This is a genomic window from Providencia sp. AGC89, assembly GCF_053543535.1.
On the sequence record NZ_JBIXLP010000061.1, the window covers coordinates 60018 to 73009 of the forward strand.

Genomic DNA, 12992 nt, shown 5'->3' on the forward strand with positions numbered 1-12992 from the left:
ACTTCACTACTTGACAACAGACTCCCTCGTAACAATTCACCATTACGGCTGAGCAACAATTTTGGGTCGAATAAATATGGCAGGAATAGCAAGAAGAGCCATTAAATAGAAAACCACACCATGATGGGCTGGAACGCGCTCATAAATATAACCAACAATAATGGTAAGCACAGCTAACCCACCACCGGTGGCTAGCGCAGAATACACCCCTTGTAACGGAATGATTTCATTTTCTTTACGCGCACTAATAAAACGCATCGCGGCTAAATGGCAAACCGTAAAGGTACCACTGTGCAGTATTTGTATAATGATTAATACTGGTAAACTGGTAAATGCCCCCATTAAGCCCCAGCGAATCACCCCACAAAATGCAGATAAGAGTAATAGATTACGAGCACTCCAACGCCTAAATAAACGGTGGCTCAACATAAAAACTATCACTTCTGCGACAACACCCAGTGACCACAAATTACCTATTACTAAATCTGAATAGCCCGCTTCTTTCCAAAATAGGGACGCAAACCCATAATAAGCTGCATGTGCACCTTGCAGCAGCGTTACGCAAACTAAAAACTTCACGATGTTCTTATCTGCAATTAATTGCTTAAAGGAAAGCTTATCATCGCCCTCTACTTTGGCAGCTCCAATCGGCATGATAGCGGGTTTTAACATTGACCCTAGCAATAATGCTAAGCAACTTATAATCAAAGCAACCATAATGGACTGATGACCCCAGACTCCCGCCAAATAGCCCATTAAAGATGAGCCGATAATAAATGCGATAGAGCCCCAAACACGGATTTTGCCATAATCGAATGAAAATTGTTTTTGCCAAGTGCCAGCCAACGAATCCCCTAATGGAACCATTGGTGCAAAGAACAAGTTAAACCCTATCATCACAAATAATAACCATGCCCAATGGGAACCAAAAGCAAAACCAACAGAGAAAATTAATGAGAGACCTGCTAGCAGTCGTAGTGCCATGATGAGTTTTGAGGGCTCTTTAACGGAAGGAGTAATAAACATTGCACCTAGGAAGCGAGCTGTTAGCCCGACACCGAGTAAAACCCCTATCATTTCTGCATCAATACCCTCGCCCTGTAGCCACACAGACCAAAATGGTAAAAAAATACTATACGCAAAAAAATAGGTAAAATAGTCAATAGCTAACCAACGTGTTGATGGAATGACCATCACCCCTCCCTTTTTTCAATGCAAAAAACCCGCTCATACAAACATGTAGAAGCGGGTTTAGGTAATTAAATATTGTTTATATTATGCGTAAACTGGGTATTTTTTGCAGATTGTTAATACTTTTTGTTTCACGCTTTCAATGGTCGCTTCGTCATTGAGGTTGTCTAGAATATCACACATCCAGCCAGCTAGCTCACCTGCTTCCGCTTCTTTAAAACCACGACGTGTAATTGCTGGAGAACCAATACGTACACCAGACGTTACGAATGGGCTTTTCGGGTCGTTTGGTACGCTGTTTTTGTTAACAGTGATATTAGCGCGGCCAAGAGCTGCATCAGCATCTTTACCAGTAATACCTTTATCAACTAAATCAACTAAGAATAAGTGGTTTTCAGTTCCACCAGACACAACTTTATAGCCACGTTTTTGGAAAACGTCGACCATGGCTTTCGCATTTTTCGCCACTTGCTGCTGGTAAACTTTGAACTCTGGCTCCATAGCTTCTTTCAACGCAACCGCTTTACCTGCAATCACATGCATTAAAGGGCCACCTTGAGAACCTGGGAATACCGCAGAGTTGATTTTTTTGTACATCTCTTCGTCGCCACCTTTAGCAAGGATCAAACCACCGCGAGGGCCTGCTAAAGTTTTATGGGTCGTTGTTGTGACAACATGAGCGTGAGGAACTGGGTTTGGATAAACACCAGCTGCAATAAGACCTGCAACGTGAGCCATATCAACAAACAGATAAGCACCAATGCTATCTGCAATTTCACGCATTTTAGCCCAATCAACCACACCTGAATATGCAGAGAAACCGCCGATAATCATTTTAGGTTGATGTTTTACTGCTTGCGCTTTGATATCGTCGTAGTCAATTTTACCGCTCTCATCAATACCATAAGGAACGATATTATATAACTTACCCGAGAAATTAACTGGCGAACCATGCGTCAAATGCCCACCGTGTGCAAGGTTCATACCTAACACTGTATCGCCCGGTTGTAATAAAGCCATGTAAACAGCAGCGTTTGCTTGTGAACCAGAATGCGGCTGTACGTTTGCGTAATCAGCACCAAATAATTCTTTTGCACGGTCAATCGCTAATTGCTCAACGACGTCAACGTACTCACAACCGCCGTAATAGCGTTTACCTGGGTAGCCTTCTGCATATTTATTGGTTAGCTGAGAACCTTGAGCCTGCATGACTCGTGGACTGGTATAGTTTTCAGAAGCAATTAATTCAATGTGTTCTTCTTGACGTTGTACTTCTTGCTCCATTGCTTCCCATAGTTTTGGATCATAGTCTGCAATATTCATTTCACGCTTTAACATTCGCTTCTCCTGCCTCAGCAATTCAATAGGTTGAAAATCGATTCATCGCAATAACACACAGTGTAAACTCTTTTTCTCTGTTGAGATAGCCCTAAAGAAAAAATATACGCAAACGATTGCATTAATTTTTTTCACTTCATTTGCTTCTTAAGGCTTCACTATAAAATAGCCCAAATTTTATTTTTTGACGCAGAGATCGCTGAATTTGCAAGCCCCTTCTCATTATGTGTTTATTTCAGTCATATTTTCCACGTTTGAGTATTTACTTGTTACCTTAAATATTATAAGTTGTATTTAAAATACATGTTTATAAATAAACTTTGTGTCTCTCAAATAAAAGTACGTTTATTACGGTGAAATAACGCTATCTAAATGAAAATATGCAATATATTTTCAAGTAGCTGAAAAATACATCATCGCGATGAACACTAAGGGAACATGAAAATAATTCAGGAGCACCTGTATGTTAGATAGCCAAACCATTGCCATTGTTAAATCAACTATCCCTGCCATTGCTGAGACAGGCCCCAAACTTACCGCCCATTTTTATGACAGAATGTTTAAACAACATCCTGAACTAAAAGATATTTTCAATATGACTCACCAAATGAATGGTGACCAACGCGAAGCCCTATTCAATGCTATTTGCGCTTATGCCGTCCATATTGAAACACCTGAAGCACTGGTTTCTGCCGTGGAAAAAATCGCACAAAAACACGTGAGTTTAAATATCAAACCGGAGCACTACCCAATTGTTGGGGAAAACTTACTGGCAGCTATCGATGAATTACTTAACCCAGGTCAAGAAGTGCTTGATGCATGGGGAAGAGCTTATGGTGTATTAGCGGATATTTTCATTGGTCGTGAAGCCGCAATTTACCAAGAAAACTCAGATAAAACGGGGGGATGGGAAGGCCTACGGGAATTTAAACTAAAACAAAAACAGCCACAAAGTGATGTCATCACCAGTTTTGAATTTGTCCCTGTCGATGGCAAACCCGTCGCAAATTACCGCGCAGGGCAATATATTACAATCTATGTAAATAGTGATGATTTTGAAAACCAAGAAATTCGCCAATATTCATTAACTACTGCACCTAATGGTCATAGCTATCGTATCGCCGTAAAACGCGAAGACCAAGGCGCTGTTTCTAATTTCTTACACCAGCAATTAAATGAAGGTGATAGCGTATTATTGGCCCCTCCTTGTGGTGATTTCTTTATCGATGTTGATAACCAAACCCCTGTCACGTTGATTTCTGCGGGTGTAGGCTTAACCCCGATGTTGAGTATGCTTAACCACCTCACAGAACAAGGGCACGATGCACAAGTCAATTGGTTACATGCGGCTGAAAATGGGGCTGTTCATGCTTTTAGCCATGAAATACAACAACTGATGGCAAAACAAAAAGCGGGGCAATCTACCATTTGGTTTAATCAACCTCGTACAACTGATCGGGCTGGCTTTGATTATCAATTCCAAGGTTTAATGGACTTAGAGCAAGTTCGTGAATGGATTGAGCAACCAAACATGCAGTTTTACTTCTGCGGCCCAGTCGGTTTTATGCAACATGTTGGTAAACAGTTGGTTTCAATGGGGGTTGATGCCAATGCTATTCACTATGAATGTTTTGGCCCACATAAGGTTCTGCCACTCAACTAATTGATAAAAAAATGCTCTTCTCGTGAGAAGAGCATTTCTTGAGATGCATTAACGCATTAAAATTGCTTTAATCACGTTTTAAAGCTCAAGCGGCTTAGTTTTCTCGCAATTTAGCGGTAACGGGTTCATCTAACAAATACACTGTTTTAATCCCATTCCTGTGTATTTTCCGTTACCGCTTTTTCCTTCTATGTTTAAATCGCTTCTTCGTCCTGTTCACCCGTACGGATGCGGATCACCCGGGCAACGTCATAAACAAAGATTTTACCATCACCAATTTTACCGGTTTGCGCGGTTTGCATAATGGTTTCGACGCAGTTTTCGACTATATCGTCCGGAACTACAATTTCAATTTTTACTTTAGGGAGGAAATCGACCATATATTCTGCACCGCGATACAGCTCGGTATGCCCTTTTTGGCGACCAAAGCCTTTCACTTCAGTAACAGTCATCCCAGTTATTCCTACTTCAGCCAGAGCTTCACGAACATCATCAAGTTTAAATGGCTTTATAATTGCATCAATTTTTTTCATAAATAGTCCCTGTTATGACCAGTTTTTACGGCCAAAACCTGAGGTGATCGGATAACGGCGATCTTTCCCAAAATTACGCATGGTAATACGCGGCCCAATAGGAGCTTGACGGCGTTTATATTCGTTAATATCAACAAGGCGTACAACTTTACGCACCATGTCTTTATCAAAACCTAACTTAATTAAATCATTAACGGAGAGATCTTTTTCGACATAACCTTCAAGTATCGCATCCAAAACGTCATAAGGCGGTAGGCTGTCTTGGTCTAACTGGCCTGGAGCAAGTTCCGCAGAAGGAGGCCTATCAATGACACGTTGAGGGATAGCTGGCGATATTGTATTACGATATTTAGCTAACTCAAAGACGAGGGTTTTAGGCACATCTTTTAATACATCAAATCCCCCAGCCATATCGCCATATAATGTTGAATAGCCCACGGCCGATTCACTTTTGTTACTTGTGGTCAACACTAAACGACGGCGTTTATTAGACATTGCCATTAGAATAACAGCTCGGCAACGTGCTTGTAGGTTTTCTTCTGTTGTATCAGCTGCTGTACCTTCAAACATAGGTGCTAATTGTGCCATGAATGCATCAAACATTGGCTCAATAGAAACAATATCAAATTCAACTCCGAGCAGCTCAGCTTGTTCTTTGGCATCATGGATGCTCATTTCAGAAGTATAGCGGAAAGGCATCATCACTGCCTGTACATGCTCTTTACCTATTGCATCTACGGCAATAGCAACAGTCAGCCCTGAGTCTATCCCCCCAGACAACCCTAAAATAGCACCGTTGAAGCCATTTTTAGTGATGTAATCACGTGTTGCCAATACCAACGCTTGGTAAACTTGAGCCACTGAGTTCGTTTCTTCTTGAGCCCCACCATCAGTCACCAATACCAAATCTTCAAAATGGACTGTCGCTACTTGTTCTTCAAACTCAGCCAACTGGTATACTTGTTTACCTTTATTCGCCAATACCTTAGAACCGCCATCGAATACTAGTTCATCTTGACCACCGACTTGATTGAGATAGACGATAGGCATATTAGTACGTTGGCAATGATCGACCAGCAAGTCACTACGAATATGTTCTTTGTGAATATCATAAGGTGAAGCATTTATCGTGAGTAATAACTCAGCACCGGCGCCTTTAACGGCATCCACTGGCTCGTCATACCAAATATCTTCACAAATCAATAACCCAATGCGATAACCTTTAAATTCTACTACGCAGGTTTTTTCATCAGCCGTGAAATAACGAGGCTCATCAAATACACCATAATTTGGCAGTTCTTGTTTAAAATAACGTGCGTGTAATTTGCCTTGGTAAAAAAATGATAACGCATTATAGATTTCATCGTTTTCATACCATGGGTGACCGACGATAATTGCTGTAGCAGAACTGGCTTTTTGTAGGCGTTCAAGTTGTACGAGGCAACGGTCTTCAAAATCACCACGGAAAATCAAATCCTCCGGAGGATACCCAGTCAGTGATAACTCTGAAAACATAACGATATCAGTGTGACCTGCTTGTTCTTTTACAACTTGCAGCATGCGTTCACAATTGCCTTCAATATCACCGACTAGCCAGTTAAGTTGTGCTAGCGAAATGTTAAGCTTACGGCTCATAAGGTGTTTTTTCTCCCGAAGCATGAATATGGATTGCTCTATTGCACATAATTTGTTCGATAAAATTCATGCGGTCAATAATTTTCATTTATTCTTTAAAATCATTGGCTTCTAAATCATGACGACCAAGTAATTTATAAAATTCTGTACGATTTCTCCCTGCCATTCTAGCAGCTTGAGTCACATTCCCCTTCGTCATTTGTAATAACTTACGCAAGTAATTTAGTTCAAACTGATTACGCGCTTCAACAAAAGTCGGGAGGGCCGTATTTTCCCCTTGCAGAGCCTGACTGACAAGCGCTTCACTAATAACAGGAGACGTGGTGAGTGCAACACATTGTTCAATGACGTTGACTAGCTGACGCACATTTCCTGGCCAACTCGCGGTAATAAGGCATTTCATCGCATCACTGGAAAAACTGCGTACAAACGGTTTATGGCGAGATGCTGACTCACGTAATAAATGATTAGCTAATAATGGGATATCTTCAGAGCGTTCATTCAATGCAGGAATACGTAGATTAACTACATTCAAGCGGTAATAAAGGTCTTCTCTAAACTCATTTTTTTCCATCGCTTTCGGTAAGTCACGATGAGTGGCAGATAAAATTCGTACATCAATATCTAAATCACGGTTACTTCCTAAGGGGCGTACTTTGCGCTCTTGCAACACTCGCAATAATTTGACTTGCAATGGCATTGGCATATCACCAATTTCATCCAAAAATAAGGTCCCACCACTAGCAGCGAAAAATAACCCCTCACGATTACTCACCGCGCCTGTAAATGCACCTTTAGCATGGCCAAAAAGTTCAGACTCTAATAATTGCTCAGGTAATGCGCCACAGTTAATCGCAATAAATGGCTTACGAGCACGAGGGCTTGCTTTATGGATTGCTTGAGCCAATACTTCTTTACCTGTACCACTTTGCCCATTAATTAATACGCTTACATCTGACTGAGCAACCATATGGGCTTGCTCTAGTAAACGGATCATTAAAGGGCTGCGAGTCACAATACCAGAGCTCCATTCCTCATCACTTATTGGGGTTGATGAAAGCGCAAGAGCTTCGTCGATGGCTTTATATAGTGCATCTTTATCAACGGGTTTAGTTAAGAAACTAAATACCCCTCGTTGTGTAGCCGCAACAGCATCAGGAATAGAGCCGTGTGCCGTTAATATAATAACGGGCATATTCGGATGGGCTTTTTGAATTTCATCAAATAACGCCATGCCATCCATTTCATCCATTCGTAAATCGCTGATCACTAAATCTAATTTTTCTTTTTGTAATATTTTTAGTGCTTCAGGCCCGCTTTCTGCCGTAATGACTTTAAAACCTTCACTACTTAAACGCATTCCGAGTAGTTTAAGTAGACTTGGGTCGTCATCCACTAACAGTAAATTTGCCGATTTACGGTTTGTCATTAGGTTCATTCTCCGATGAAGGCTGTTCTACAGATGAGCCCGATGTGTTACTTGGCTGCTGGCTCTCTGAAGATGTAGGTTTTTCCCCTTCTACTGCATTCTCGACTTCTTTTTCTGTTTCATTAGTACTTTTTTTGCGTGAAGAAAGTTGGCGTTCAATATCCGTTAAGTTTTCTAATTTTCGCGCAGTCGTGTTCAATTCAAAAGCCAGCTTGGCATTGTCTTCCTTTAGGCGGTCGAGTTTACTGTCCATTTCTTGCTGCAAACGCTTATAACGCGAACCTGCATCAGAAAGGTTAATAATTTGCACTTGTTGTTCACGCCATAGCTGCAATAAGGGGCGTACCCCTGTTGGAAAACTCAAACTATAGGTATTAATGCTATCAAGCATTTTTCGCCTTTCAGCAATGCTGGGGTCTGCTGAATTTAATAAGATATTTTGTTGAAATGCCGTCGACCAATCCGTCACCGTTATTTGATTAGCATCAGTTCGAGCCTGAGTCATATCAACCCTATCAGCACAATCCATCATACGTAACCAAAACAAGGCGTTTTCACGAGCTGCTAGCTGGTCATTATCCCAAATAGTTTCACAAGATGCATAGCGATAGTCAGTCACTTTAACTTCAGGTACAACAACTTGTGACAGTGTTTCAAGGGGGGATTGCCCATCGTTCGTAACACAACCTGTTAAAAAAAGGCCAAATAAAACCACCCCAATATGTGTAGTTGTACGTCTCATCACGTAACTAACCACCTGCTTTTGTTTATTAAACGCGACTTTATTACAAAGTACGGTTAAAAGTTCTGTAGACCGATTTACCATTATTCATTCTCTGCTGTTAGAGGCAGTTCAATTCTAAAACAAACATCTGCTGATTTATGAGGCACCAAGGAGAGCTCTCCCCCCATTTGTTTGATGCAATCCTGTGCAATACTTAGCCCTAATCCACTTCCTTTAACAGCACCTTTTCTTTGTAATGAACCTTGATAAAAAGGCTCAAATATCATGCTTTTTTCAGAATCTGGGATTGGAGTACCTGTATTAGCAACTTCAATCAGAAGTTTATTGTCTATCCTACGACTAGAAACCCAAATATTACCTGATTCGCTGCCATAGTGCACCGCATTGGAGTAGATATTATCGATTACACGCCCAAGAAGTGTCGGTTCTGCTAAGCAACTTTCAACTTTTAGACGCACGTCCGTTTTAATATTTTTCGCTCTCGCCGGTAAATTATGTGCATTTACAATATCGTCAATCAGCTTTTGCAAATCGACTAATTGTGCTTCAGGTGGGTTATCTACCAATTTGCGATTATAATCAAGAAGTTGTTCAATAAGTTGCTGAAGGTGCTTACTGCTATGATCTAAGATTTCGACAACTTCCCTTTGGGAGACCGTTAATGGCCCAGCAACCTCATCCGCAAGAAGCTCTGTTCCCTCACGCATACTGGCTAAAGGCGTTTTTAATTCATGTGAAATATGACGCAAAAATTCATGGCGTTGAGATTCAAGCCATGCCAAACGTTCGCTCAACCAGATGATCCGCTGAGCAATAGTACGCAGCTCTCGAGGGCCTTTAAAGCGTTCTATATTGCTCGCCAAGGTTCGACCAGTACCGAGGCGGTTAATCATTCGCTCAATAACCTTCACCGGACCAATAATCATCCTTGTGAATAAAGTGACCAGTAATGCGCTCAATAAAAAGAGGATTAAACTTTGCCAACCAAATAATTGCCCTTTATTGGCAATTGCTTTTTGTAATTGCTCTCCACGACTAAAAATCACATTTCTTGTTTCTTGAATTAAAAGTGCATTTTCAGCGGAAAATTGTTCCAATGCTTGAACAACTTTCTGGGTTGGTTCGTTATTTTCACAAGTAACTGCTTTAAGTTGCCCTAATATTTTAGACAGGTTAGAGGTATCTGAGTCTTTCGGTAAAATCGTCTTTTGGCGCTCAAGCATCTGTTCATAGTCAACAAATTGCTTTTGATACTGTGTCTGTAGTGTCGCATCTTGTAAAACACAATATTGCCGATAACTACGCTCCATTTCCAAGGCGAGACTACTCATGACCTCACTGCGCCTTGCGTCAAGCAATGTGGTCTTATTGATATCGGCTGCTTGATTACTCAGTTGCTCTAAGCTTTGGTAAGCCTGATAAGCTAACACTAAGAGTGGTAATAATACCAACCAGAATGCCATAACAACCAATTGGCGCAAGGAGCGCGGGAAAAAACGCCATTTACTCAATGCATTCATCTCATACTCATTAAACGTTTTTTAATGGTAACAGAACTCTTTGTAGGACGGGTAGTTGAATCACAATTCTGTATACCGCAATGTTGAAATCAGACTAAGTGTATAATGTGATAGCAATCAACATGCCAACCTCTCTAAATAAAGGTCGGGGCTTTTTAGCCACGCATATCTATTGATAAATAAATAGCAAAAGCGCATTTCAACAACCAATCACTTAAGATGATCTTTGGGGAAACTACACTGAGATAGCAACGCAGCGGTTCGAAAGAATGGGGGAGATAAACAGGAAGGCGGGATAGAGTATTGGACTCTACCCCGCCAGCGATGGGCTACTTCTTTTATATGACTATGTCTTTACAATAAAGATAATCATATAGGTGGTGCCTCACTCAACGTGTCGCCCTGTGTTTGATAAGGCCCGAAGGCGAGTATCTGTGCTGTTGGACGGTAGGCACCTTACTTTGGCGTCATTCTTGCTTTATGTGGTATGTACCCAACTAATTATGGACCTACATAATAAATTGAATGAGCAACTGAGTATTATTATGCACAAGCCATGCCAACTTTTCAAGAAAACACTCATCACTTTGAATAATAACAAAAAATATATTCAACCATTCTTTTACGGGATTTAAGTACACAAAAATAGTGTTCTCCATTCATCGTATTGTCGCTAATTTAAGACACTCTAGCACCAAAAATAAAATAACCTTAAATATCAAAAAGATAAATGTCTCCATTTGGCGACAGTGACAATACTGGTTTGTCGTTTATTTTATACACCCCGTATTAAAGGGGGAAAAACCTAGTTAACCCTATTGATATTTCAGTTAAGTTACATTAAATATATTTATATTTTACGTGTGAAATAAAATATTAACGCTAATTTGACAATCCATAACAAAGCAGACAATCAAAAAAATAATTACTTATAATACATTAAGATAAGAAATTATAGCATTTTCTTTTTATATGGTTTGCTTTTTCCGCAAAGCAATATAATACTTAAAAAGAACAAATCAATTGACCTTTTTTTAAACAATAATAGGATGTCAAATGAAAGACTCTTCAACGGTAACTAACAAACCAGATGACCTCAGTGCTGGCGTATACGTTTTACAGCAAACAATTGGTTTCATGTTTCAAGCTGCATTACGTGCAGCTGCAAAACTTAATTTAGCTGAACACTTAGAGAGTGGCCCCAAAACGTCAGAGCAGCTAGCACAAGAACTCGGTTGCAGAGAAAGAACAATTCGCCAAATACTGCGCCTGCTTGCCAGCCACCGGATTTTTACCTCTCTAGGTGACTCGCGTTTTGCCTTAAACCCTGAAGCCGAATTTCTAAAGGCTGATCATCCATTTTCATTACGCCAAGCGATACTCATGGTAACAGACCAAACATTTTGGATGCCGTCTTATCAATTAAGTGATATCGCATTAAAAAAACCGGTATTTGAAGATTTATTTGGCGGTAGTTTCTTTGAATATTGGGAGAAAAATGCCAACTTACCCGACAACTTCCATAATGGTATGTCATCATTTTCAGCGATAGAAAATAACTCTGTAGTTAGGCATTATGATTTCAATGAAAATATTGTTGTAGCTGATATTGCGGGTGGCTTTGGTGGTTTACTTCTCGAAGTACTGAAAAACAACCCAACAGTTCAAGGTATTCTATTTGATAGGGAACATGTTTTAGAAAATAATATCTTACACTTATTAGAAGATGACTCTCGTTGGGAAACTTGCCCCGGTTCTTTCTTTGAAAAATGCCCAGAAGCCGACATATTTTTACTTAAGTATATCAGCCATGACTGGCCAGATGACAAAGTTGTTGAGATCCTAAAAACTATCCGCCGTGCTATGAAGCAATCATCTAAATTACTCTTGATCGATTGTGTTATTGGTGATGATGACAAACCCTATTTTGGCAAAGAATTGGATTTACTCTGTATCAACCTTTCCGCGGATGGCGGCGGGCATACAAAAGCAGAGTTTGAAGCGCTATTTGCCAAGTCTGGGTTAAAACTTAATCGGATCATCGACACGGATACCCACGTTTATATCATTGAAGTAGTGCCTGTTTAATCATCTAAAATAAGGGGTAACTCTTCAGGTAATAAAACATTACGCCTTAGTTTTATTACCTTATACGATTAAATCATTGCCTATTGTGGGCTCGCCTTCCCTCCTCCTTTTATACTCTGCTTTTCTGATGAATATCAGAATTCTAAATGATGTTTATAGATTATCCTTTCCCATCTTGATATAAGACTGAGTAACACACTACACATTAAAATAATAAAGCCAAATGATAAAAATCGCCTTAATTGATGACCATATTGTTGTACGGTCTGGGTTCGCTCAATTGCTTACCTTAGAAAGTGATATTTCAGTGGTTGGGCAATATGCAAATGCCCAAGAAGCTTGGCCAAACCTAATTAACCTTGATATAGATGTGGCCATTATGGACATTTCTATGCCTGATGAAAACGGCTTGCAATTACTCACGCGTCTACGCCAGAAAAAGCCCGACTTCCGTACAATTATTTTAAGTATTTATGACACGCCGGCTTTTGTTCAAAGTGCGTTAGATGCGGGGGCTAGCGCTTATTTAACGAAACGCTGCGGGCCAGAAGAATTAGTCCAAGCTGTTCGTTCTGTCCATCAGGGAGGTTGCTACCTATGTTCAGATGCCATGAGAGCTTTACGCCATTCACCGCAGCAACAAAAAGGAATTCAAGAGCTTACCCCTCGTGAACGCGAAGTATTTGATTTATTAGTATCAGGGTTAAGCGTTAAGGTCATAGCTGAACAACTCGAATTGAGCCATAAAACTGTTCATGTGCACCGTGCTAATGTACTCGGTAAATTACAGTGTGAAAATACCATCGATCTGGTTCATTATGCATTAGAACACAACCTGATTTCTCGATAA

Annotated in this window: 10 protein-coding genes; 3 read left to right on the forward strand and 7 right to left on the reverse strand. The window is 40.4% G+C overall.

Annotated features, from left to right (window positions below; all coding sequences use genetic code 11):
* Positions 1-42: 42 nt before the first annotated feature.
* Positions 43-1194, reverse strand: a complete 1152-nt coding sequence (locus tag ACIPUA_RS11080; RefSeq protein WP_449059666.1) for a 3-phenylpropionate MFS transporter — start codon at positions 1192-1194, stop codon at positions 43-45.
* Positions 1195-1275: 81 nt separating this feature from the next.
* Positions 1276-2529, reverse strand: a complete 1254-nt coding sequence (gene glyA, locus ACIPUA_RS11085; protein WP_105881182.1) for a serine hydroxymethyltransferase — start codon at positions 2527-2529, stop codon at positions 1276-1278.
* Positions 2530-2992: 463 nt separating this feature from the next.
* On the opposite strand from glyA, the gene hmpA reads away from it, so the two are divergent.
* On the forward strand, positions 2993-4192 hold the full coding sequence (hmpA, locus tag ACIPUA_RS11090; RefSeq protein WP_449059667.1) for an NO-inducible flavohemoprotein: 1200 nt from the start codon (positions 2993-2995) through the stop codon (positions 4190-4192).
* 194 nt (positions 4193-4386) lie between these two features.
* On the opposite strand, the gene glnB is transcribed toward hmpA, so the two are convergent.
* From glnB to ACIPUA_RS11115, 5 genes are all read right to left on the reverse strand, one after another.
* Positions 4387-4725, reverse strand: coding sequence for a nitrogen regulatory protein P-II (gene glnB, locus ACIPUA_RS11095; protein WP_004912721.1), 339 nt, complete (start codon positions 4723-4725; stop codon positions 4387-4389).
* A gap of 12 nt (positions 4726-4737) precedes the next feature.
* The gene (locus ACIPUA_RS11100) at positions 4738-6360 is read right to left on the reverse strand and encodes an NAD+ synthase (RefSeq protein WP_071548212.1); all 1623 of its coding nucleotides are present in this window, start codon (positions 6358-6360) and stop codon (positions 4738-4740) included.
* 88 nt (positions 6361-6448) lie between these two features.
* Positions 6449-7789: a two-component system response regulator GlrR gene (gene glrR / locus ACIPUA_RS11105; protein WP_042844663.1), complete on the reverse strand. Its 1341-nt coding sequence runs from the start codon at positions 7787-7789 to the stop codon at positions 6449-6451.
* A complete protein-coding gene (gene qseG / locus ACIPUA_RS11110) occupies positions 7776-8531 on the reverse strand; it encodes a two-component system QseEF-associated lipoprotein QseG (RefSeq protein WP_449059686.1) in 756 nt (251 codons plus the stop codon). The genes glrR and qseG overlap by 14 nt, the downstream gene beginning before the upstream one ends.
* An 83-nt stretch (positions 8532-8614) precedes the next feature.
* Positions 8615-10054 (reverse strand): sensor histidine kinase, encoded by a 1440-nt coding sequence (locus tag ACIPUA_RS11115; protein ID WP_042844664.1) that lies wholly within the window; start codon positions 10052-10054, stop codon positions 8615-8617.
* Positions 10055-11110: 1056 nt separating this feature from the next.
* Between ACIPUA_RS11115 and ACIPUA_RS11120 the strand changes: the two genes are divergently transcribed.
* Together ACIPUA_RS11120 and ACIPUA_RS11125 are read left to right on the forward strand one after the other, a co-directional pair.
* Positions 11111-12142, forward strand: a complete 1032-nt coding sequence (locus ACIPUA_RS11120) for a methyltransferase (protein WP_166685322.1) — start codon at positions 11111-11113, stop codon at positions 12140-12142.
* Between the two features lie 223 nt (positions 12143-12365).
* Positions 12366-12992 carry a response regulator transcription factor gene (locus ACIPUA_RS11125; protein ID WP_042844669.1) on the forward strand — a complete coding sequence of 209 codons (627 nt, stop codon included), beginning with the start codon at positions 12366-12368 and terminating at the stop codon, positions 12990-12992.